At 55.0% G+C, this 22,713-nt stretch carries 18 protein-coding genes and 1 tRNA gene; 3 read left to right on the forward strand and 16 right to left on the reverse strand.

Going from position 1 to position 22,713, the window contains the following annotated elements; all coding sequences use genetic code 11:
* Positions 1–3: 3 nt before the first annotated feature.
* The 12 genes from KIH86_RS16015 to KIH86_RS16070 form a co-directional block, all read right to left on the reverse strand.
* Entirely contained in the window at positions 4–654 is a 651-nt protein-coding gene (locus KIH86_RS16015) for a precorrin-2 dehydrogenase/sirohydrochlorin ferrochelatase family protein (protein WP_407672288.1), read from the reverse strand.
* Between the two features lie 3 nt (positions 655–657).
* A complete protein-coding gene (gene ccsA, locus KIH86_RS16020) occupies positions 658–1,485 on the reverse strand; it encodes a cytochrome c biogenesis protein CcsA (RefSeq protein ID WP_223083822.1) in 828 nt (275 codons plus the stop codon).
* Between the two features lie 18 nt (positions 1,486–1,503).
* Positions 1,504–2,886: a glutamyl-tRNA reductase gene (gene hemA, locus KIH86_RS16025; protein WP_223083800.1), complete on the reverse strand. Its 1,383-nt coding sequence runs from the start codon at positions 2,884–2,886 to the stop codon at positions 1,504–1,506.
* 235 nt (positions 2,887–3,121) lie between these two features.
* Positions 3,122–4,294, reverse strand: coding sequence for a nucleotide sugar dehydrogenase (locus KIH86_RS16030; protein WP_223083801.1), 1,173 nt, complete (start codon positions 4,292–4,294; stop codon positions 3,122–3,124).
* A gap of 251 nt (positions 4,295–4,545) precedes the next feature.
* Positions 4,546–5,172 (reverse strand): ribosome biogenesis GTP-binding protein YihA/YsxC, encoded by a 627-nt coding sequence (yihA, locus tag KIH86_RS16035; protein ID WP_223083802.1) that lies wholly within the window; start codon positions 5,170–5,172, stop codon positions 4,546–4,548.
* 105 nt (positions 5,173–5,277) lie between these two features.
* Entirely contained in the window at positions 5,278–7,644 is a 2,367-nt protein-coding gene (gene lon / locus KIH86_RS16040; protein ID WP_223083803.1) for an endopeptidase La, read from the reverse strand.
* Positions 7,645–7,874: 230 nt separating this feature from the next.
* Complete coding sequence (gene lonB, locus KIH86_RS16045; protein ID WP_223083804.1) at positions 7,875–9,584, reverse strand: ATP-dependent protease LonB; 1,710 nt, start codon at positions 9,582–9,584, stop codon at positions 7,875–7,877.
* A 151-nt stretch (positions 9,585–9,735) separates the two neighbouring features.
* Entirely contained in the window at positions 9,736–10,872 is a 1,137-nt protein-coding gene (gene ispG, locus KIH86_RS16050; protein WP_223083805.1) for a flavodoxin-dependent (E)-4-hydroxy-3-methylbut-2-enyl-diphosphate synthase, read from the reverse strand.
* A gap of 194 nt (positions 10,873–11,066) precedes the next feature.
* The gene (gene clpX, locus KIH86_RS16055; RefSeq protein WP_038698041.1) at positions 11,067–12,323 is read right to left on the reverse strand and encodes an ATP-dependent protease ATP-binding subunit ClpX; all 1,257 of its coding nucleotides are present in this window, start codon (positions 12,321–12,323) and stop codon (positions 11,067–11,069) included.
* 11 nt (positions 12,324–12,334) lie between these two features.
* Entirely contained in the window at positions 12,335–12,925 is a 591-nt protein-coding gene (gene clpP / locus KIH86_RS16060) for an ATP-dependent Clp endopeptidase proteolytic subunit ClpP (protein WP_223083806.1), read from the reverse strand.
* 210 nt (positions 12,926–13,135) lie between these two features.
* Positions 13,136–14,455, reverse strand: a complete 1,320-nt coding sequence (tig, locus tag KIH86_RS16065) for a trigger factor (protein WP_223083807.1) — start codon at positions 14,453–14,455, stop codon at positions 13,136–13,138.
* A gap of 121 nt (positions 14,456–14,576) precedes the next feature.
* Positions 14,577–15,410, reverse strand: coding sequence for a hypothetical protein (locus KIH86_RS16070; RefSeq protein ID WP_235775446.1), 834 nt, complete (start codon positions 15,408–15,410; stop codon positions 14,577–14,579).
* Between the two features lie 398 nt (positions 15,411–15,808).
* Here KIH86_RS16070 and KIH86_RS16075 point away from each other — a divergent pair.
* A tRNA-Arg gene (locus KIH86_RS16075) sits at positions 15,809–15,882 on the forward strand.
* Positions 15,883–16,319: 437 nt separating this feature from the next.
* On the opposite strand, the gene pstA is transcribed toward KIH86_RS16075, so the two are convergent.
* The 4 genes from pstA to KIH86_RS16095 all read right to left on the reverse strand — a co-directional run bounded on the left by pstA (position 16,320) and on the right by KIH86_RS16095 (position 20,607).
* On the reverse strand, positions 16,320–17,213 hold the full coding sequence (gene pstA / locus KIH86_RS16080) for a phosphate ABC transporter permease PstA (protein ID WP_223083808.1): 894 nt from the start codon (positions 17,211–17,213) through the stop codon (positions 16,320–16,322).
* Entirely contained in the window at positions 17,214–18,173 is a 960-nt protein-coding gene (pstC, locus tag KIH86_RS16085) for a phosphate ABC transporter permease subunit PstC (RefSeq protein WP_223083809.1), read from the reverse strand.
* Between the two features lie 164 nt (positions 18,174–18,337).
* A complete protein-coding gene (locus KIH86_RS16090; protein ID WP_223083810.1) occupies positions 18,338–19,198 on the reverse strand; it encodes a phosphate ABC transporter substrate-binding protein in 861 nt (286 codons plus the stop codon).
* A gap of 38 nt (positions 19,199–19,236) precedes the next feature.
* The gene (locus KIH86_RS16095; protein WP_223110555.1) at positions 19,237–20,607 is read right to left on the reverse strand and encodes a stalk domain-containing protein; all 1,371 of its coding nucleotides are present in this window, start codon (positions 20,605–20,607) and stop codon (positions 19,237–19,239) included.
* Between the two features lie 272 nt (positions 20,608–20,879).
* On the opposite strand from KIH86_RS16095, the gene KIH86_RS16100 reads away from it, so the two are divergent.
* The gene (locus KIH86_RS16100) at positions 20,880–21,608 is read left to right on the forward strand and encodes an ABC transporter ATP-binding protein (RefSeq protein ID WP_223083824.1); all 729 of its coding nucleotides are present in this window, start codon (positions 20,880–20,882) and stop codon (positions 21,606–21,608) included.
* Positions 21,605–22,657: an ABC transporter permease gene (locus KIH86_RS16105; protein WP_223083812.1), complete on the forward strand. Its 1,053-nt coding sequence runs from the start codon at positions 21,605–21,607 to the stop codon at positions 22,655–22,657. Before KIH86_RS16100 ends, KIH86_RS16105 begins: the two co-directional genes overlap by 4 nt.
* Positions 22,658–22,713: the final 56 nt, after the last annotated feature.

The raw sequence follows: 22,713 nt of genomic DNA on the forward strand, positions 1-22,713 counted from the left end.
GCCTTATTCCTCCCGATTTTGGGCGATCCAGGATGCTATCCGCTCCGGACCCCATTCCATAAACGTTCCGGCCCGGATTTCATCCAGAACCTCAAGCGTGCCGAGCTTCTTCAGCAGGGCTTTTCGAATCTCCGGCGACGTCTCGCGGCGTTTGATTTCCCTGCGCATCTCATACAAAAAATCCAGGTACTGCTCGTATTCACCGCCGAACGTATCCTCCAGCAGCTTCGTAATCCGGGCCGCGACGCCAGGCCCCGAACCAGAGGTCGATACCGCTACGGTCAGCCGCCCTCTGCGGAATACGCCGGGTGTAATGAAGCTGCCCGCCTCGCCGTGGCTCCCCACATTGACGGGAATGCCCAGACCGTCCGCCTCCCGGGCGACGGCCTCGTTGAGCTCGCGGTCGTCGGTCGCCGCATATACAAGAAAAGCTCCTCGGGCATCCCCGGGAGCATAACGGCGGTTCATCCACTCGAGGGAGGAACGCCCGGCCAACTCTTGCAGCACCGGAGTCAGCGCCGGACTGATTACCGTAACATCGGCTCCGGCCTCCAGAAGACCCAGCGTTTTTCGCTCCGCCACCTTGCCGCCGCCGATCACCACGCATCTACGTTCCCGAACATCCAGCATGACCGGCAAATACCTCGTCTCCAACAGCTATTCCCCTCCCCAACGGTGAAACCGGGACCATGAATTCAACAGGAAATTCAGAATGATGAATCCGTATCCAGAGACCGCCCATCGCGCAATCACGATTCCGGTGTGCCGTCCGGAACGCCTGATCACATAATAGGTTATGTAAATCCCAAGCCCGATAAGCGTGGACAGCACCTTCAAATCCAGAAACAGCCCAAGCCTGCCTTCCGAAATGATGGAGATGCCCGCAACAATCAGCGACCCGGCCAGAAGAGGCATTCCTGCCAGCACCGATGTATAGGAATACTGGTCCAGCATTTCCAGACTCGGCAGTCTTCTGACGGAGTCCCCCCACTTCTTGCGCTTCAATCTGGCATGTAAAAATAAATACATCACGGCGAACACAGCCCCCAGCGTTAGCGCAGCGAAGCTCAGATTGGCCAAAATCACATGAAGCGACAGCCAGCCATGCACCGCTTCCCAGCTCTGCAGCGTATGATCTTCCGCCGTCAGCCAGAACCGGTTCAGCAGAAAGACACTGAAGCCTGCCGCTCCGAGAAGCAGCACGGTAAATTCGGAACGCTTCAACAGGCTTAGGACGAGCGATACGAGTACGATCGTGAAGGAGAATCCGAACAGAAAATCGTATGGGGTAAACACCGGCAGCCCGCTCACCTCATAAAAGCGTATACCGAGCCCTGCACTCTGCAGGATGCCTACCATAACAAGAAGCCCTGTGCCCAGCCGCTTCCGTTCCGGATTCCGCTTCACGCAGTCCGAGAAATAAAACAGCAGGCTCAGGGCGTACAGCAGCAGAGCTGCGTCGTATATTTCGTTAAGATGGCGCATCACATGCCGACATCCTTCCTAGAGACCGGCCGGGGCAAAGGGAGCCGACTTCATAGCACCGCCGGCTTCCGGCTGGATCTCCGGGAATTTCCGTTCCTTGGCTTGTGCGGAGCCGGCTTCATCGGCGGATTCCAGTCGATCTTCGAGCGCAAAGATTTTGGTGAACAGTCCAAGAGCTTCCGCTCCCTCTTTGCCGCCGGACATTTCCTTAATCACATTGATCGGATCATGCATCATCTGGTTCACAATGCTCTTGGTCAGGCGGCGGATGATCTTGCGCTGATGCTCGTCCAGCTCGGGAAGCTTGTTGAACAGGCTCTCCAGAGTCTCTTCGTGAATCGAGTTCGATTTCTCCTGCAGCGCCCGGATCACAGGCTGGACGCCCAGCGTCTTGAGCCACTGCTGAAACTGCTGGCCTTCTTCGGCAATCATCCCTTCAATCTTCACAGCCTCGCTGCGCCGCATTTCCATATTGTTCTCCACGATTCCCTCCAGATCATCGATATCGTACAGAAATACGTTCGGGAGTGCCGAAGCCGAAGGGTCGATGTCACGGGGCACCGCGATATCGATCATGAACAAAGGGCGGGATGGACGGCTCTTCATGCTCTCCGCAATCGCCTCCGAGCTCAGCACATAGCCTTCCGCGCCCGTTGAGCTGATGACAATGTCATAATCCCGAAGCCGCGATGACGCTTCCTCCAGAGTCAGCGGCCGGCCCGAGAACTTCTCGGCCAGCTCCTTGGCCCGCGCCAGCGTCCGGTTGGCGACGACTACCTCCGCCGCCCCGTTGCTGTATAGATGCTTGACGGTCAATTCGCTCATTTTGCCTGCTCCGAGAATAAGCACTTTTTTACCCGTGAAGCTTCCGAAAATCCGCTTGCCAAGCTCGACGGCCGCATAGCTGACGGATACCGCGCTCTCGCCAATCGATGTCTCGCTGTGCGCCCGCTTGCCGACCGTAACCGCCTGCTTGAACAGCCGGTTAAACCAGGCTCCAGTCGCGCCTTCACTCTGGGCGGTCAGGAACGCACCGCGAACCTGTCCCAGTATTTGCGTCTCGCCAATCACCATGGAATCGAGTCCGCAGGTTACCCGGAACAGATGCTGAATCGCCTGATCATCCTCATATTGATACATATGCTGTGTAAATTGCTCGCTCTTCACGCCGAACCACTGTTCCATATAGTTACGGAGAAAATAGCCGCACATATTCAGCCGGTCCACGACCACATAAATCTCCGTCCGGTTGCAGGTGGCAACGATGACTCCCTCCAGCACGCTCTTCGTCCGCATCAGCTGGTGAAGCGCCGCAGGCAAATCCTGCTCCGCAAAAGCGAACTGTTCCCTCACCTCGACAGGCGCTGTTCGATAATTCAAGCCAACCGCGACGATGTGCATCTGAAAGTTCACCATCCTAAATAATCTGGTCTAAATCTGTGCTGTATATAACATTCGCGCAGTCCAAAATTATATTCAATCCGTATTGGAGCTGCTAATTCAATCACAATTATCAAAAATTCTTTGTTAAGTATATCACAACACAAACCGTCTTCCCGGCCATCTTTTTGAACTATATATGAAATTAGAATAATTACAAAGTACTCCAGTACGCATTTTCACGCTTAAAAAAAGCTTAATCCTTGCTGTATAGATCTCGAGTATATATTTTGCCCGGATCGATCTTCTCGATTTCAGGGGACAGCCGATTGGCCACGATCACATCGCTCATGCTTACAAATTGTTCAAAATCATTAACCACTTTCGCCCCCAGAAACTCAGGCTCCCCAATCGCCGGCTCAAAAATGACGACCTGAACCCCCGTGTCTGTAATACGCTTCAGCACGCCCTGAATGGCGGATTCGCGGAAGTTGTCGGAGTCCATCTTCATGGTCAGCCGGTAAATCCCCACCGTCCGGGGACTGCGCTTCAGAATCATATCGGCGATATGATCCTTGCGCGTCTGGTTCGCGTCGACGATGGCGGCCATAATCTTGTTGGGTACATCCTGGTAGTTGGCCAATAGCTGCTTCGAGTCCTTCGGCAGGCAGTAACCTCCATAGCCAAAGGAAGGATTGTTGTAATGGTTGCCGATCCGGGGATCGAGCCCAACGCCTTCGATAATTTGCTGTGCATCAAGCCCCCTAATTTCCGCATAGGAATCCAGCTCGTTGAAGAATGCAACACGCATTGCCAGGTACGTATTGGCGAACAGCTTAATCGCCTCGGCTTCCGTCGAATCGGTGTACAGCACATCGATATTCTCCTTCAACGCCCCTTGGGCCAGCAGTGCCGCAAATGTCTCCGCCCGCTCCGAACGCTCGCCAAGTACGATACGGGACGGATACAGGTTATCGTACAAAGCTTTACCTTCCCTTAAGAACTCGGGAGAGAATAAAATATTGCCGATGTTGTATTTCTCCTTGACCGACTTCGTATATCCTACAGGCACGGTCGACTTAATTATCATGACTGCGTCCCGGTTGATGGACAGCACAGTCTCAATGACTTCTTCGACATGTCTCGTATTGAAATAGTTCTGTTCGGGATCATAGTTCGTCGGCGTTGATATAATCACATATTCCGCCTGCCCGAACGCCTCCTGCGCATCGATTGTGGCAGTCAGGTTCAATTCTTTGGTCGCCAGATAGTGTTCGATCTCATGATCGATAATCGGCGATTTCCGGGCATTAACGAGATTCACTTTCTCCTCCATGATGTCATAGGCGGTCACCTCATGGTGCTGGGCCAATAACACCGCATTGGACAGACCAACATATCCGATTCCGGCAACGGCTATTTTTCGCATCTCCATCCTCCGTTTCTTAGATCATGTGGCAGTTCAAATATTACCTTAATATAACGCAATCCCGAATTCCCTGTCCAGATTATTGCCGGCAAATGGATGTAACTTTATCCAGTATTTCCCTTAACGTATTGAGGAAGCCCCGGCGAAAACCTTAAAGCTACAAGCGTCTATATTGAAATGATGCAAAATGCCTTTATTAAAAAAGGCAGCCGCCCTCCCGGGTCAGCTGCCTGAACTGTCTGCGCAGTATATTATTCGACGCTCTCCGTCTCCTGTCCGCTCTCCGGCTCCTCTTCAGCCGTCAGCGAGGCAATGAGGCTCCATAAATCCTCCCGTCCAAGCCCGATCTCCGAGGAGTAAGGAATGAAGTTATCGCCGGGCTGCACGCCGAGCGCCTCCTTCATGATTTTGATATGCTTCGGCCAGCGGGTCTTGGGGATCTTGTCCGCCTTGGTGGCCACGACGCACATCGGGATGCCGTAATGCTTCAGCCAGTCGTACATCATCTTATCGTCGCTAGTAGGCGGATGGCGCAGGTCGACGACTAGCAGCACCAGCCTCAGTGTCTCCCGCTCGGCGAGGTACTTCTCGACCATCTTGCCCCAGGCTGCCCGCTGCACTTTGGACACTTTTGCATAGCCATAGCCCGGAAAATCCACGAAATACAGGCGCTCATTGATGCGGTAATAGTTCATATGCTGCGTTTTGCCCGGTGTGGAGCTGGTGCGGGCCAGATTCTTCCGGTTGATCATCCGGTTGATCAGAGAGGACTTTCCCACATTGGAGCGTCCCGCAAGGGCGATTTCCGGCAGGGCATCCTCCGGGTACTGGGCAGGCCCGACGGCGCTGATCACAAATTCGGCAGAGGTAACTTTCATAGGACTTCCTTTCTTGTACGAACGAATAATAATTCCTGACCAACTTGTCAGCTTTCAGCAAAACGGGCCCCGCCGCTGAGTGGACGGAGCCTCGTCTCATCAAGATTAATGCATCGTCTCCACTGACGCTTCGGGCAACTCGTGCAGAGCCGAGCCGACAAGCGCATGCTTCAGGACTTGATCCATATGGGAGACGGGAACAAATTCCACATCATTCCGGACGCTCTGGGGAATCTCTTTCAGATCCCGCTCGTTGTCCTTCGGCAGAAGAATCTTCTTGTATCCGGCGCGATGGGCCGCCAGCGACTTCTCCTTCAGTCCGCCGATCGGCAGCACGCGGCCGCGGAGCGTAATCTCACCCGTCATCGCGACATCCTTGGACACCTCGCGCTTCGTGAGCGCGGAGATCAGCGCGGTAGCGATCGTAATTCCAGCCGAAGGTCCGTCCTTCGGAATAGCGCCTTCCGGAATATGAATGTGGATGTCGTTCTTCTCATAGAAATCCGGTGAAATGCCGAGTTCTTCCGCTTTGGACCGGGTGTAGCTGAACGCAGCCTGCGCGGACTCCTTCATGACATCGCCAAGCTGGCCGGTCAGCGTCAGCTTCCCGCTTCCGGGAACGACGGTCACTTCGATCATCAGCGTGTCTCCGCCGACCTCGGTCCAGGCAAGACCCGTCACGGTGCCGATTTGATCTTCCAGTTCGGCCATGCCGTACCGGTACTTCGACGCTCCCAGATAATCCTTGACGTCATCCGGGAGAATCTCAATGCTCTCCTTCTCGCCGGATACGATTTGCCGGGCTGCCTTCCGGCAGAGCGCCGCCACCTGCTGCTCCAGGTTCCGGACGCCGGATTCCCGCGTGTATTCGCGAATCACCCGCAGCAGCGTGTCTTCTTCAATCGCCAGCTGGCCTTCTTCGAGACCATGATTCTTCTTCTGCTTCGGAAGCAAATAGCGGCTTGCGATCTGCAGCTTCTCCAGCTCCGTATAGCCCGGAATATAGAGCATTTCCATCCGGTCTAGCAGCGGGCGGGGAATATTATGAACCGCATTGGCCGTCGTCACAAACATCACATTCGACAGATCAAACGGAACCTCGATGAAATGATCGCTGAATGTATTGTTCTGCTCCGGGTCCAGCACCTCCAGCAGCGCAGCCGAAGGATCTCCCCGGAAATCCGATGCCATCTTGTCGATCTCGTCAAGCAGAAACACCGGATTGAGCGAGCCAGCGGTCTTCATCCCCTGGATGATCCGTCCCGGCATGGCGCCTACGTAAGTGCGGCGATGGCCGCGGATTTCCGCTTCGTCGCGCACGCCGCCAAGCGAGATGCGGACGAACTTGCGTCCCAGTGAACGGGCAATGGAACGCGCCAGCGAGGTTTTACCGACCCCGGGAGGTCCAACCAGACACAGAATCGGTCCCTTCAGCTTCTTGACCAGCTTCTGGACGGCAAGATACTCCAGCACACGCTCTTTCGGCTTATCCAGACCGTAATGGTCCTCATCAAGCACCTGCTCAGCCTTGGAGATGTCCAGATCATCCTCGGTCCACTCGCTCCAGGGGAGGCTGAGCAGCCATTCCACATAGTTGCGGATAACACCGCCCTCAGCGGAGCTGGCCGGCATCTTCTCGAGGCGGTCGATTTCCTTCTCGATCTTCTCCCGCACGCGCTCCGGCAGCTCCTTCTCCTCCGCCTGGGTACGCAATTCCTCGGCCTCTCCGGCCCGTCCTTCCTTGTCGCCCAGCTCTTTCTGGATCGCCTTCATCTGTTCGCGCAGATAGTATTCCTTCTGTGTCTTCTCCATCTGCTTCTTGACCCGCTGGTTAATCTTCCGCTCAAGCTCCAGAACCTCGCGTTCATTGCCAAGAATATCCAGTAGCTTCTCCAGACGCTGGCGCACGTCAATTGTCTCCAGGATTTCCTGCTTATCCTTGATCTTGAGAGACAGATGGCTTGTAATGACGTCAGCCAGCCGGCCGGGCTCTTCAATATCGGAGACCGCAGCAAGCGTCTCCGGCGTTACTTTTTTGGATAAGGAAATATAATGTTCGAACTGGCTTAGTACGGTGCGCATAAGCGCATCGCTCTCGTGATCGGCATCCGGCTGCTCCGGCAGCTCCCTTGCCATCACCTCGTAGAAATCCTCATTGTCCGTATAGTTAATAATTTCGGCCCGTTCCACGCCCTCCACCAATACGCGAATCGTACCGTTCGGCAGCTTCAGCATCTGGCGGACATTGGCGACCGTACCAACCCGAAAAATATCATCCTGTCCCGGCTCTTCAATATTGACTTCCGATTGAGAACAGAGGAGGATCAAATTATCTTCTACCATCGCCTTTTCCAGCGCTTTTACCGACTTCTCGCGTCCGACATCCAGATGCAGGACCATACTGGGGTAGACAAGAAGACCTCGGAGCGGCAGCAAAGGGAAGCGGCGACCTTTTGTCTGTTTGGATACCATCGCTTGTTGACCTCCAATCGCTCTCTGTAACCTATTGTTGTTTATATATTTTAACAAAAGCGGCTTCAAAACACCAACGAACCCCACACTGCGTACCGTGTATCCGTGAACTGCTGTTTCCTTCCGCTATCTTGCGGAATAGAACATGAAACAGCCGACCGGAGAACTCGCTCTATTCTCCGGTCGGACCGCTTTCCGGCGGCTGGCTGTACAGCGACGGATTTCCTATTCTACAGATTGGCGCTCTCGCTTGAAGCATCGGCCTTCAGAAGCGAAGGCGCAGGCGCGAAGGTCTCGCCGGAGATGGCGGGCATGCGCACATCCTCCAGCAGTACGCCGAACACATGACGGAACGCTTCCTCCACCGTCTCGATCGGGATAACGCGCATCGGCTCCAGATCGGCGAACAGCGACTGCCAGTTGTCCTTCGGCACAAGCACGGTCGTTGCGCCCGCCTGCAGCGCAGCCTCTACCTTGGCGACCACACCTCCGACCGGCTTCACCCGGCCGTGAATGCCGATTTCCCCGGTCATCGCAACCGTATTATCGACAGGAAGGCCGCGGATCGCGGAGGCGATTGCCACCGCCATCGCTACCCCGGCCGAAGGACCGTCGACCGGCGTGCCTCCGGGAAAATTAACGTGCAGATCGTAACGGTCCGGCGAGAGATTCATCGAGCGCAGAACGGTCAGCACATTCTCTACCGAGCCCTTCGCCATGCTCTTGCGGCGGATCGTCCGGGAGCCTCCGCCGATCTCTTCCTCATCGACGACTCCCGTTATGTTCAGCCGTCCGTTTCCGCCAGGCGCTGGAGTTGCCGTCACCTCGATCTCCAGCAGCGTGCCCATGCCCGGCCCGCAGACCGCGAGCCCGTTCACCAGCCCTACCTGCGGCTCGGTCGGAATGCGGCGCTCGGTCCGCAGCTGCAGCTGGCTGCTGCTTGCGACCCACTCCACATCGGCAGCGGACAGCCGGTCACGTTCCTCGGTCAGCGCGAGGCCGGCGGCGAGCTGGATCATGTTGACCGCCTCGCGGCCGTTCGTCGCGTACTGCTGCACAACGGCAATGGCATCCGGGCTGTCTTTCAGCCCGATCTTCTGCACGGCGTCCCGCGCGATTATCGAAATCTCATCCGGCAGCAGCGGCCGGAAGAAGATTTCCATGCACCGGGAGCGCAGCGCCGGCGGAATCTCATGCGGCGACCGGGTCGTTGCGCCGACCAGGCGGAAATCCGCCGGCAGCCCGTTTTGAAAAATATCGTGAATATAAGCAGGCGTATTCCCGTCCTCCGAATTATAATATGCGCTCTCCAGATGAACTTTCCGGTCTTCCAGCACCTTCAACAGCTTGTTCATTTGAATTGGATGCAGCTCGCCGATTTCATCCAGGAAAAGAATGCCGCCATGCGCCTTGGTCACCGCTCCCGGCTTCGGCTGCGGCACTCCTGCGATTCCCATCGCTCCGGCGCCCTGATAGATCGGATCATGAACCGAGCCGATCAGCGGATCGGCAATGCCCCGCTCGTCAAAACGAGCGGTCGTAGCGTCGATTTCCGTAAATTTCGAATCTGCCTTGAACGGCGACAGAGGGTTCCGCTTGGCCTCCTCCATCACAACACGTGCGGCTGCCGTCTTGCCCACACCCGGCGGACCGTAAACGATGACATGCTGAGGGTTGGCGCTGCACAGCGCCGCCTTGAGAGCCTTAAGCCCATCTTTCTGACCGACTATATCCTTAATGCTGGCGGGCCGTGTCTTCTCGGCCAAGGGCTTGGTCAGCGAGATCGCCCGCATCTTCCGCAGCTTCTCTAGCTCCTTGCGCGATTCGCGTTCCACCGCCGTCTTGTTCGTCTTCTGTCCGCGCAGTAAATTCCAAAAGTAAACGCCGATAACCAGTGCGAAGAACAGCTGCACGACCATCAGCAGTACACTTAGTTCCATAGCTTTGACCTCCCATTCTTAGTTCCGCTACTTGGTAGTATAGCCTTTTCCCAAAGGCCTAAACGCAACAAGGGAGATTTCTGACTGCTGCGGCCAGAAGACGGCAAGCGCCGCCTCCCTGTACGGAAGCGGCGCTAAAGATCAGCCCGGATTATTTAGCTTCAGATGTCACACCCATTACCTTGTCATGATGCGCCTTTCGGCCCGGAATTTCGCCGGTGGCTTCATAATGGGAGACGATGATATCAATTTCCTTCTTAAGCTCCGCCAGCAGTTCGGCTTCCGGCACTTTGCGGATCATCTCGCCGTAGCGGAACAGAAGCCCTTCCCCTCTGGCTCCCGCGATGCCGATGTCCGCTTCGCGCGCTTCGCCGGGACCGTTAACCGCACAGCCCAGCACCGACACCTTGATCGGCACCTTGATCTTGGATATGTACTCCTCGACCTCATTGGCGATGGAGAACAGATCGATGTCCAGCCGTCCGCAGGTTGGACAGGAGATCAGAGTTGCCGCATTTGAAATCAGACCGAAGGTCTTGAGCAGCTCGCGGGCAACCTTCACTTCCTCCACCGGATCAGCGCTCAGCGAGATCCGGACCGTGTTGCCGATGCCCATGGAGAGCAGCGCGCCGATCCCGGCCGAGCTCTTGACCGTTCCGGCGAACAGCGTGCCGGATTCGGTGATGCCGAGGTGGAGCGGATACGGAATAACCTCGGCTGCTTTGCGGTACGCTTCAATCGCCATCGGCACATCGGAGGCCTTCAGCGATACGATAATATCATGGAAATCCAGTTCCTCCAGGATTCCAATATGAAAGAGCGCGCTCTCGACCATCGCCTCAGGCGTAGGATATCCGTATTTCTCCAGCAGATTGGATTCCAGAGAACCGGCGTTAACACCGATCCGGATCGGGATTCCCTTCTCCTTACAGGCTTTAACGACTGCCTCTACCTTCTCCCGTCGGCCAATATTGCCCGGGTTGATCCGGACCTTATCGATGCCGTTCTCAATCGCCAGCAGTGCCAGCTTGTAATTGAAGTGAATGTCCGCCACAAGCGGAATATGAATCCGCTTCTTGATTTCTTTAATGGCAGCTGCGGCTTCTTCATTATTGACCGTGACCCGGACGATCTGGCAGCCCGCTTCCTCCAGACGCAGAATTTCGGCTACCGTTGCCTCTACATCCGCTGTCTTCGTCGTACACATGCTTTGGATGACAACCTCATTGTTTCCTCCGATTGTGATCCCGCCCACATTGACGGGGCGCGTCTGATGTCTAAGGAACATGATTTCTCCCCCATAACGCCAAAGCTCCACCCTCCTTGCGCTCCCGCATGTGACGGGGGGCGGAAGGAAGGTGGAGACTAATGGCAAGTGATAGTAGACTCCTCAAGAATAAACGCCTGCTGATGTCCTCATGGGGCGCATATAAGCACGCAGCTTATATGTGCTGTGCCCCTTATATTTGTGCTAAAAGCGGTTTACGCGCTTTCTTCCTGCTTCTTATCCTTCTTCAGGTTCAACTCGGGCAGAGCTTTCTCCTGAACAACCTTCTCCGTGATGACGCAATCCTTGATGTCGTCGCGGGAAGGCACTTCGTACATCACGTCAAGCATGATACTCTCGATGATCGCCCGCAGACCGCGGGCGCCCGTGTTGCGCTTGATTGCTTCCTTGGCAATCGCTTCGAGCGCCTGTGGCTCGAATTTCAGCGACACGTTATCCATCTCCAGCAGCTTGGCGTACTGCTTCGTGAGTGCATTCTTCGGCTCGGACAGGATGCGGACAAGTGTCTTCTCGTCAAGCGGCTCCAGCGTGGAGATGACCGGGAGACGGCCTACGAATTCGGGAATCAGACCGAATTTCAGCAGATCCTCCGGCAGTACCATCGACAGGTATTCGCCCGCCTTCAGTTCCTTTTGTCCACCCTCGGAAGCGTTGAAGCCGATGACCTTCTTGCCGACACGGCGTTTGATCAACTGTTCCAGTCCGTCAAAGGCACCGCCTACGATGAACAGGATGTTGGTAGTATCGATCTGAATAAATTCCTGATGCGGATGCTTGCGTCCGCCTTGCGGCGGTACAGATGCAACCGTTCCCTCCAGAATTTTCAGCAGCGCCTGCTGAACGCCTTCGCCCGAAACGTCGCGCGTGATGGACGGGTTCTCGGACTTGCGGGCCACTTTATCGATTTCATCGATATAGATGATGCCGCGCTCGGCTTTTTCCACATCATAGTCAGCAGCTTGAATAAGCTTCAAGAGAATGTTCTCTACGTCTTCGCCGACGTAGCCGGCCTCGGTAAGGGAGGTCGCATCCGCGATCGCGAACGGAACATTGATGATCTTGGCCATCGTCTGGGCCAGCAGCGTCTTGCCGGAGCCGGTCGGGCCGAGCAGCAAAATGTTGCTCTTCGTCAGCTCGACGTCTTCGATTTTGCTCTGACTGTTGATGCGCTTGTAGTGGTTGTATACGGCTACGGACAGGGATTTCTTCGCCTGCTCCTGGCCGATCACGTACTGATCGAGAATATCGCGAATCTCTTTTGGCTTCGGAATATCCTTCAGGTCCAGTTCTTCCTCATGACCGAGTTCCTCTTCCACGATCTCCGTGCACAGCTCGATACATTCATCACATATATAAACGCCGGGTCCCGCAACGAGCTTGCGAACCTGCTCCTGGGATTTCCCACAGAACGAGCATTTCAGCTGCCCTTTTTCATCATTAAATTTAAACATTTAACCACCCCTTAGGATTTGATCGGTGAATACAGAACCTCGTCAATCAAGCCGTACGCTTTGGCTTCTTCCGCGCTCATGAAATTGTCGCGGTCCGTGTCGCGCTCGATTTTTTCAAGGGGCTGACCAGTGCGGTCCACATAGATTTGATTCAACTTCTGCTTGGTCTTCAAAATCCAGTCTGCGTGAATCCAAATATCCGATGCCTGACCTTGAACGCCGCCCAGCGGCTGATGAATCATCACTTCGCTGTTAGCCAGCGCATATCTCTTGCCCGGCGCTCCGGCCGTGAGCAGCAGCGACCCCATACTTGCAGCCATACCGACGCAAATAGTGGAAACATCTGGCTTGATATACTGCATCGTATCATATATACCCATGCCGGCTGTCACAGAACCACCGGGTGAATTGATGTACAGGTTGATGTCCTTTTCAGGGTCCTCGGCTGCCAGGAAGAGCAATTGGGCAATGACCAGATTGGCAACATCATCATCAATCGCATTGCTAAGGAATATGATGCGGTCCTTGAGCAACCGGGAGTAGATGTCGTATGAGCGTTCTCCTCGATTCGTCGATTCCACAACCATTGGTACCAGACTCATGCCACCAACCTCATTTCTCTCTATATATAATTAGTCTTGCCGTTTCAAAAGTATTTTAACACGTTCATGGCGCAATGTCATTTTTTCACCGGAGTGCTCCATCTTCTTTAATAAAAACAAGACACGTAGCCGAAGTTACGTGCCTTGCTATCGCAGAGATATGAAGCCCGAACGGGCATTTCAGTCAATCGTTGCGCCCCGAACGGGACATTACTCGGCGCTTGCTTCTTCAGCCGGCGCTTCCACTTCCTTGCTGTTCTCAACCAGGAAGTCGATCGTCTTGCGGAGCATGATTTCTTCCTTCAGGCTGTCCAGCGATCCGTTGGATGCAAGAATGCTCCGGATTTCTTCAGCGGAACGTCTGTAGCTTTCAGCCATCTTCTCAAGTTCCGCTTCGAATTCTTCGTCGGAAACCTCGATGTTCTCGTTCTTCGCGATAACTTCCAGAACGAGGTTGTTGAGTACGCGTTTCTCGGCGTCGCTCTTCATCTGCTCGCGCAGATCGTCCTGCGTCTGTCCGGAGAAGCTGAGGAACATGTCCATGTTCATGCCCTGCTGACGAAGACGCATGTCGAAGTCGCGGACCATGTTCTGTACTTCGCTGTCGATCATAGCCTGCGGAATCTCAACTTCGGCGTTCGCTGCTGCGGCTTCCACAACGGCGTTCTCTTTCACGCCCTTCAGCTCTTCAGCCTTGCGGGATTCCAGCTGCTTCTTCAGATCTTCCTTGTATTCAGCAAGCGTTTCGAACTCGCTTACGTCCTTGGCGAACTCGTCGTCCAGCTCCGGAAGCTGCTTGCGCTTGATTTCATGCAGTTTAACCTTGAACACAGCCGGTTTGCCGGCGAGGTTCTCGGCATGGTAGGTTTCAGGGAATGCTACTTCAATGTCCTTGAAGTCGCCTGTCGCCATTCCAACCACTTGCTCTTCGAAGCCCGGGATGAAGGAATTGCTTCCCAGCTCCAGGGAGTGGCGCTCGGCCTTGCCGCCTTCAAAGGCTTCGCCGTCTACAAATCCTTCGAAGTCGATCACGGCGATGTCGCCGTTTACAGCCGTTTCTTCTTCAACAACAACCAGCTCGGCGTGACGCTCTTGAAGACGTGTCAGTTCCGCGCCCAGCTCTTCATCGGTAACTTCAGCCTTCTGGACTGGAACTTCAACGCCTTTGTATTGGCCAAGCGTAACTTCCGGCTTAACCGTAACTTTGGCTTTGAACTTGAAGGACTGCCCTTTGGCGAACTGCTCGATGTCCACTTCCGGACGGTCTACAGGGAAAATGTCAGTCTGCTCAACCGCTTCGCCGTAGGCTTCAGGCAGCAGGATGTCGATTGCGTCCTGATACAGACTCTCTACTCCGAAACGCGATTCGAAAATTGGACGCGGCACTTTGCCTTTACGGAAGCCCGGTACGTTGGCTTGCTTAACGACTTTATTAAAGGCTTTGTCGAGAGCTTTCGCTACCCGATCCGCGTCAACTTCAACATCAAGAACGCCAAGGTTCTTCTCTATTTTTTCCCAAGTTGCTTTCATTGTTTAAATTTCCCCTCCAAAATTGGTTCACGTATCACGCACAGAATAACCATTATATTATATAAAACTTTATCATACTTTTCAAGGGGAGATTAAGGCGTTTACATGATGCCCTCCCCTCTTAACCCGGCCTCCCCGCAAATCGGTTGAGGGCCCGATAAGCCTGTTCAAATGAAAACCGCATGCCCTCGGTTATACCGTACATCGCCCGCGTTTCCTCCTCGTTGCGCGTCCCGTTCAGCGTCTCGGACACCGTCTGGTGCAGCGCTCCGGCCCAAAGATCAAGCGTCCCTTCTTCTCCGGATAGTATGGAATAATAGGATTCCGTTCCATAAATCGCCATAATGAACTCGGCCCATAGCTCCCGGGCAAAATAATACAGCGTCGGCTCATGTGTCTCCGTCTGCTCCGCAACCCGTTCCAGCACCTGTGCGGTCTGCACCGGAAATTCGTCGGAGTTAAGTGGAACCGTGTCGATCTCGACGACTATGCTCTCCTGTCCGCGCTTCAAGTCGACGGCCCCCTGAACGCCCCTCCGGCGGAGCGTCTGCAGCGTCCGGAACTGGAGGATGGGGTGAATGTCAGGGTTCTGCACCCAGTCGGTCAGGGCATAGTCCACCTCTTCTCCCTCCAAATAAGCCAGCTGTTCCAGGGCAAGCAGCGTCCCTTCGGACAGCGGCTCATTCATTACCTTGCGCAGCAGCTTGCCGGCATAGTCCGCATCTTCCCTGAGCTTGGCTTCCGCGAACTGCCGGGCCATGTCCTCCTCGCCCGCGTCTTCTTCGTGAACGGACGGCGACTCCGTATAGGAAGTCTGCATGGCCTGGGGGAAAGCGGCCTCCAGCCAGTCCAGCAGCGATTGCCACTCCTCGTAATGCCGCTGCTCCTGCCCCTGGCATTGCAGCAGGAACCGAAGCAGCTCGGCGGCCTCGCCGTAGCGTTCGCCCTCCAGCATGACCGTCAGCTGAATCTGGTAGTATTCCACAGTCTTAGGGAACAGCACAATATTTTCTTTGGCGGGGGAATTGGAATTTCGAATAAGGGCACCTCCTTCCGCTTCTCCAAATGTCTCAGTTGATGATTATAGCATACCCTGCCACAAGAGTGAAAAAACAAGTTGAATTATCTCTCCTTATATGCTAATATAATCTCTGCTTGCTTTTAAGTGGTTATGTCCCAATAGCTCAGCTGGATAGTGCATGCGCCTTCTAAGCGCATGGTCGGGGGTTCGTCGGAGCATAAGCTTCGTTAGGATCACTTCGCAGTCAGCCCGCAGGGCTGTACCCCGATTGGGACGATGGGTTTTGATTTACTTTACTTTATAAGTATTTTGCTTTGATTCACTTTTTGTGTGTCCCAATAGCTCAGCTGGATAGAGCATGCGCCTTCTAAGCGCACGGTCGGGGGTTCGAATCCCTCTTGGGACGTCCAAAGCCTTCCTTAGGGAAGGCTTTTTTGCGTTCTGAGGGATGAGAACCCATTTGGGGGTTCGTCGGAGCATACGCTTCGTTAGGACCGCTTCGAAGTCAGCCCGCCAGGGCTGTACCCCGATTTGGGACGTCCAAAGCCTTCCTTCGGGAAGGCTTTTTCGCTTTCAGAGGGATGAGAACCCACTTGGAGGGGGTTCGTCGGAGCATACGCTTCGTTAGGACTGCTTCGCAGTCAGCCCGCCAGGGCTGTACCCCGATTTGAGAGACCCGATTGGGTAAGTCCCCCCTGCCACTACGTCCCCATAAGGCCACATCGTTCACCCGGCCACCGTCATCTTATCCTCCATAAAAATAGGTCAGCCGGAAGCTTCCGACTGACCTATTATTCCGAAATCCCTTCCGTTTGGAAGGTCTAATGAAAGAAGATCCAGCTGCTACGATCTCGCTTTGCGTCCCGCTCCGCGTTTGGTCCACCAGATCGGAGCGCGGAACGCCAGATTGATCAGCAGTACGACGATAACCAGCACCGCTGCGGATTTGTCCGCGATTTGACGCGCATCCTCCACGATTGCTTCGGACTGCACATACCACAGATGCACGGACAGCGTCTCGCCCGGCGAGAGCAGGTTGAAATCCCACATTTCGCCGGAAGTGCTGAGTCCGGCTGTCAAAATAATTACGGCCGATTCCCCGAACGCACGTCCAGCAACGAGGCAGATGCCCGTAATGATCGACGGGAGCGCTACCGGCAGAACAACTTTGCGGATCACGTAGAATTTCGTCAAGCCGAGCGCATAACCCGCCTCGCGAAGCTCGCCCGGAACGGCACGAACCGCTTCCTCTGTCACCCGTGCCAGCATCGGAAGGTTGAGCAGCGCCAGACTGACGCCGCCGCCCAGAATAGTCAGACCGACGTCGAAATACTCGGCGAAGATTGCCAGTCCGAGCAGACCGAATACGATGGAAGGAACCGAGGACAGCGCTTCGACGCAAATTCGCAGGCCAGCCGTGAAGGCATTGTCCGGGGCGTACTCCGCCATATAAATGCCCGCTCCCACACCGATCGGAATGGATATGACCAGCGAGATGAAGAGAATATAGAAGGAATTGAACAGAACCGGCCCAATTCCGCCGCCGGGGTCAATCTCTTCGGGCTGTTTGAGAAGGAATGAAAGATTAAACCCCGGAAGCCCTTTGCCCAAAATCGTGAACAGCAGCCAGAATATCAGCAGCATGACGAGAGCGCCCAGCGTATAAAAGCCGATTGTGGCCGCTTTGTCCATCCGCAGCGCCCGGGCCGTTTTTTTGGATCGTGCGAAACCGCCCATCTAGCTTTCCCTCCTTTTTCGTCCCAGGAACCGGATAACGAGGATCAGGACAAACGAAATGAGCAGCAGCAGGAAAGCCATCATATGCAGAGCGTAGTTCCAGGTCGAGTCAAACTCGACGTTGGAAATCTGCATGACGATATTGCTGGTCAACACCGAAGAAGGCGTGAACAATGTCTTGGCCAGCTGCGGCGTGTTGCCGATTACCATAACGACAGCCATGGTCTCGCCGATCGCACGGGTCATGCCCAGAATGACTGCCGATAGAATGCCTCTTCCGGCAGCGGGCAGCACAACGCGCATAATAACCTGAAACCGCGTGGAGCCGAGCGCATAAGCGGCATCACGGTATTTGGCCGGCACTGCGGCGATGGCGTCATCGCTGATCCGGGCGATGGTCGGCAGAACCATCAGCGCCAGAACGAGTGCCGCCGCCAGCAGGCCGTCTCCCAGTCCTTCACCGCTAAGCCTCCGGAGAAACGGAAGCAGGACAGTGAGTCCCAGATATCCATAAACAATCGAAGGAATGCCGACCAGCAGATCGAGAACCGGACGGATGAAGCGCTTGATCCATTGCGGGGCGATCTCAGCCGTCAGAACCGCCATACCGACCGATATAGGGACGGAGATCAGCATCGTCAGAGCAGTCAGCGACAGCGTATTGATAATAAAGGAAGCCGCTCCGAACTTCTCATCTTCCGGCGTCCAGTCGAAAGAGAAGAAGAACTGGGCCGGCGAAATATGTCCGAACAGAAGGAGAGCCGTCTTGCCGATAAACACCGTCACAAGAACGAGAACGAAGCAGAGCGCCAGGATACTGAACAAAAAATAATAGCGTGCGGCGTAATCCAAGAGACGGTGGCGCAGATGCCGCCTAGCGGATACGTTCACGGGGCTGGGGCCGCCTGCCGCCGTGCGTTTGGGGTTGATATTCTTCGGGTCAATGGTCTGCTGAACCATGCCTTGCCTCCTTGCCGAAATTCATTCTTCATCCATAAATAAACGCCTGCCGGCCTCTTCCGGACGACGAGCGTTTACCGGGAACTTTCTTATATTTTGGAAAAGCCAGCCCCGATTACCCGGAGGCTGGCCCTCTGTTGCGCTGTATCGAATGCGTCCTGAACTTACTTCATAGCGGAGATCGGAATGAATTTCAGCTTCTTCAGCGATCCCTGCTGGAATTTCTTGCTCTGCACATAGTCGATGAACGCTTTGGTGGCGCCGGTTGGCTGTCCCTTGGTCATGTAGTAGCCATAAGACCAGATCTTATAGGAGCCGTTGATGACATTGTCACTTGTTGCAGCTACACCGTTGAACTTCACGGCCTTGATATCACCGCCGGTTACATAGACAAGGTCGATATAACCGATCGAGTTCGGTGTGGAGCCTACAGCCGTCTTCATGTCGCCGCTCGATCCAACTTCCTTGTAGTTCTTGTCTTTCTTCACGATGTCGCCGCCTGCCAGAGCCTTGGACTGGTAGTTGACGCGGGTGCCGGAACCGAAAGCGCGTGTGATAACGACAATGTCAGCATCGGCGCCGCCGACTTGCTTCCAGTTCGTGATCTTGCCGGAGAAGATGCCTTTCAGCTGATCGGTGGTCAGATCGTCAACGCCGACGCTCTTGTTCACGATAGTTGCGAAAGGAATGACCGCCACTTTGTTCGCTACCTGGCCGTCGAAGGCTTTGAAGCCCGGAACGTCAACGCTGGCGTCCCAGTCGCAAGCGCCGATATCGGCGATGCCTTTCTTGACCGCCTGCGGTCCGGTTACAGAGCCTTTGCCGGAAGCAGCGATTTTAACCTTCGGATGCAGCTTCTGGAACTCCTTGGCTGCTTGAAGCGTCAGCGGCAGCAGGGCCGTCGAGCCGTTAACCGTGATTTTGCCCGACAGGGAATCGGCTGCGGAAGCCGCTCCGGTCAGGGATGCTGTAACGGCGAAGACTGTCGCCAGTGCTGTGAACGTAACTTTTTTGAAAAATTTCATGATGTTTCTCCTCCCGGCTTATAAGCCGTATCTTATTATTATTTCGTTAACTGAATAGCTTTGCCGTTCTCGATTTCCCACAGCTTGCCGTCGATCGTTACAGCCAGCTTGCTTCCGTCAGCGGATACCGCAATCTCGGACACCGATGCTGTCGTACGGAACAGCTCGGCCTTGGCACCTGTTGCTGCTACCGAGTAGATGCGGCTGCTTCCGTCCGTTGCTGTTCCGGATACGATCAGGCTGCTGCCTGCTTGTTCAATCCAGTTCGGTTCGACATCAAGCTGGATGTCTGCCACCGTCTTGTCGGCCTTCACCGACTTGAGCGTATTGAGCGCAGTGCCGTTCGGATCGGCGCTGAGGTAGACAACCGTTCCGTCGTTTGCGATTTCCGGATACAGCTTGTTGTCGTCGGAAGTGGTAACTGCTGCCGGAGCCGCATCCTTGGCGGTCAGATCAAGGGTGTACAGCTGCTCGCCCGCTTTGCTGTAATCGACCGTCAGCGAATCTTCCGTGCTGTCCGCATCATTCTTCGCCGTTCCGGTAATGTTGACGATATAGACGGCCTTCGTTCCGTCCGGAGAGATGCTGAGCTCGGATTTATTCTCCACCTTGTCAGCGAGCACTGACGTGATTTCACCGGTATCAACCGAAATCTTGGCGAGCTTCTCCTGCTTGTCTCCCTGGATAAAATAGAGCGTCTTGCCGTCTGCTGCCCAAGACAGGTCCGTCTTCACGCTGGTATCCGTACCAAGCGATTTGATCTGGCCGCTCGACAGATTGATCACATAGAGCTGGCCCGTTTCATCCGTATAAGCGCCCTGGCTGCGGTCTGCCGAAACAGCGAATCCGGAAGCTTGTCCGTTGCTTTCCAGAACACGATAGATTCCCGGCGTTGCGGCCAGCTTGTAAATCTGCTCCGTATCGCCTTCCAGTGTGGCAAGGATCGAACCGTCAGCCGCCCATTGCGGAGTGCTGAACTCACCCTGTGGACGTGCTGCGCTCAGGATTTGCAGCGGGCTTCCGTACAGTTCGCCGCCAAGTCCGTACACGATTGCGCTAAGCTCTACATACAGCTTGCCGCTGCTCACGGTCGGCGCGGTTGTGAAGCTGCGGGCTGTGCCGTCCACGGTGTAGCTCTTCGAGCCGGTTTTCAGAGTAATCGTATGTAATCCTGCCGCATCCGTGATCACAACGCTTCCCGAACCGGAGGTCAGGCTTGCACCGAGTGCCGTCGAGAGCTGTCCAAGCGCATAGAGCTTGTAGCCGCCAACTTCGATTGTCTTCAAAGTTGCTTGCGCTCCGTTGATCGTCCAGGAAGCTTGCCCTTCCTTGATCTTGGCAGTTTTGGCGGCTGTATTCTGAGCCGGAGCCTTGCTCCCCGCTGATGCTGCCTGAACACTAGCGCTCACTGCCGTTGTTAAAAGCACGGATGTCAGGAGCACGCTTAACCATTGACTTTTTTTCAAATGGATCCACCCTTTTCGATGAGGTAACTTGCACTCCGGGTTTGTGCCCCGGCGCACTTGCTAATGCTATTTTCAGGCTTGTCTGTCAAATCTGTTGCAGAGGAATGTTTTGGAAATATTAAAACCGAAAAAAGATTTTACAAAATGCTATGGAGATATTAAGATAATGAGTGAGTACTCACTCATTACGCTTTTATGGAGGTTTTTCCTTAATGATGGAGACAAAATCAGTCATTCAGGTTTCGCACATCAGCAAAGCATTCGGCGGCAAAACCGTGCTGGATGATATCAGCCTTGAAGTCCGCCAGGCAGAAACTTATGGGCTGCTGGGACCATCCGGCTCCGGCAAGACGACACTGGTCAAGCTGCTTACCGGTATCGACGAAGCGGATCAGGGCGATATCACGGTGCTCGGCGTGAAGGTTCCGAAGCTGTCGCTGCTGTCGCAAATCGGCTACATGGCCCAATCCGACGCCCTGTACAGCGAGCTGAGCGCCAAGGAAAATCTGGAGTTCTTCGCGTCTCTGTACGGATTGAAGAAAGCGGAGCGCAACCGGCGCATTCAGGAGGTCATGGAAATCGTCAATCTGCAGGATCATCTTCGAAAAAGAGTGGATCAATACTCCGGCGGCATGAAACGCCGCTTGTCTCTCGCCATCGCCCTGCTGCACGAGCCGCCGCTGCTCATCCTCGATGAGCCTACGGTCGGCATCGATCCGGTGCTGCGCATGTCCATATGGAAGGAACTCAAAAACCTGAACGCCCACGGAACGACGATCGTGCTCACGACCCATGTCATGGACGAAGCCGAAAAATGCGACCGGCTCGGCATGATCCGGGAAGGCCGCTTGCTCGCCGAGGACACGCCGGCCAATCTTCTGGAGAGCACCGGCTCCTCCACTATTGAAGAAACCTTTCTGTATTATGGAGGTGTCCGTCCATGAGAATCCGTGCGCTGACACTGCGTATTCTTCGGCAGTTCATTCACGACAAGCGGACGATGGCTCTCATGTTCGTCGCTCCGCTCATAGTCTTAAGCCTTATGAGTCTCGTCTTCGGCGGAGAGGCCTATAAGCCGGCCATCGGGCTTACAGGCCAGGCGACCGCGCTGTCCGGCAGCCTGGAGAAGCATGACGCCAAGACAACCGCTTACGATACTGTGGATACCGGCATGCAGGCATTGAAGGACGGCGACATCGACGCCCTGATCAGCATGGAGCAAGGCAAGCCGCAGGTCGTGCTGGAGGGCAGCAATCCGACAGCGAACCGCGCCGTTATGCTGGCGCTGGAGCAGGCTTCGGGCGATCTTCAGACCTCCGGCGCCCCTTCGAATCAGCAGACAGCCGCCTCACTGAAGCCGGAGATCAGCTACCTGTACGGCTCCGCCGACATGAAGACGATCGATCGGTTCGGGCCGATCATGATCGGCGTATTCGTCTTCTTCTTCGTCTTCCTGATCGCCGGGGTCTCCTTCCTGCGGGAACGGACGACCGGCACGCTGGAGCGTCTGCTCGCCACTCCGCTGAAGAGATGGGAGATCGTCATCGGCTACGTATGCGGCTTCGGCTTATTCACCGTAGTTCAAGCTCTGCTCATCTCCTGGTTCTCTATCCAGGTGCTCGGCATCCTGATGGCCGGCAGCTTCGGCTACGTGCTGCTGATTACGCTGCTGCTGTCCATGACGGCCTTGACGCTCGGAACGCTGCTGTCCGCTTTCGCCGGAAGCGAGCTTCAAATGATCCAGTTCATCCCGCTTGTCATCGTACCGCAGATTTTTCTCTCCGGCCTGTTCCCGATGGACACTCTGCCGGATTGGCTGCAGAAGATCGGCTATCTGACCCCGCTCTACTACGGGTCCGAAGCCATGATGAATATTATGATTCGCGGCAAGGGCTGGGACGCCATCTCGGTGGACGTCCTGGTGCTGGCCGGCTTCTCGGTGCTGTTCATGGCGCTTAACGTATTGGCTCTTCGAAAGCACCGGCGAATGTAGCAACGTGTTCTTTATGTTAAAATGGTCGGATAACAGTGCTAGTGGAGGGTTGTCAT

It is taken from the genome of Paenibacillus sinensis, from assembly GCF_019904155.1.
GTDB lineage: Bacteria > Bacillota > Bacilli > Paenibacillales > Paenibacillaceae > Paenibacillus_AQ > Paenibacillus_AQ sinensis.

What these genes read in the sequence shown, in the direction of transcription:
- ccsA (WP_223083822.1), bottom strand. Translation starts at nt 1,485, where the DNA reads ATGCGCCATCTTAACGAAATATACGACGCAGCTCTGCTGCTGTACGCC.
- lonB (WP_223083804.1), bottom strand. Translation starts at nt 9,584, where the DNA reads ATGGAACTAAGTGTACTGCTGATGGTCGTGCAGCTGTTCTTCGCACTG.
- KIH86_RS16100 (WP_223083824.1), top strand. Translation starts at nt 20,880, where the DNA reads ATGGAGACAAAATCAGTCATTCAGGTTTCGCACATCAGCAAAGCATTC.
- tig (WP_223083807.1), bottom strand. Translation starts at nt 14,455, where the DNA reads ATGAAAGCAACTTGGGAAAAAATAGAGAAGAACCTTGGCGTTCTTGAT.
- hemA (WP_223083800.1), bottom strand. Translation starts at nt 2,886, where the DNA reads ATGCACATCGTCGCGGTTGGCTTGAATTATCGAACAGCGCCTGTCGAG.
- KIH86_RS16070 (WP_235775446.1), bottom strand. Translation starts at nt 15,410, where the DNA reads ATGCTGGAGGGCGAACGCTACGGCGAGGCCGCCGAGCTGCTTCGGTTC.
- lon (WP_223083803.1), bottom strand. Translation starts at nt 7,644, where the DNA reads ATGGTATCCAAACAGACAAAAGGTCGCCGCTTCCCTTTGCTGCCGCTC.
- ispG (WP_223083805.1), bottom strand. Translation starts at nt 10,872, where the DNA reads ATGTTCCTTAGACATCAGACGCGCCCCGTCAATGTGGGCGGGATCACA.
- pstC (WP_223083809.1), bottom strand. Translation starts at nt 18,173, where the DNA reads ATGGTTCAGCAGACCATTGACCCGAAGAATATCAACCCCAAACGCACG.
- clpX (WP_038698041.1), bottom strand. Translation starts at nt 12,323, where the DNA reads ATGTTTAAATTTAATGATGAAAAAGGGCAGCTGAAATGCTCGTTCTGT.
- pstA (WP_223083808.1), bottom strand. Translation starts at nt 17,213, where the DNA reads ATGGGCGGTTTCGCACGATCCAAAAAAACGGCCCGGGCGCTGCGGATG.
- KIH86_RS16105 (WP_223083812.1), top strand. Translation starts at nt 21,605, where the DNA reads ATGAGAATCCGTGCGCTGACACTGCGTATTCTTCGGCAGTTCATTCAC.
- KIH86_RS16090 (WP_223083810.1), bottom strand. Translation starts at nt 19,198, where the DNA reads ATGAAATTTTTCAAAAAAGTTACGTTCACAGCACTGGCGACAGTCTTC.
- KIH86_RS16030 (WP_223083801.1), bottom strand. Translation starts at nt 4,294, where the DNA reads ATGCGAAAAATAGCCGTTGCCGGAATCGGATATGTTGGTCTGTCCAAT.
- yihA (WP_223083802.1), bottom strand. Translation starts at nt 5,172, where the DNA reads ATGAAAGTTACCTCTGCCGAATTTGTGATCAGCGCCGTCGGGCCTGCC.
- clpP (WP_223083806.1), bottom strand. Translation starts at nt 12,925, where the DNA reads ATGAGTCTGGTACCAATGGTTGTGGAATCGACGAATCGAGGAGAACGC.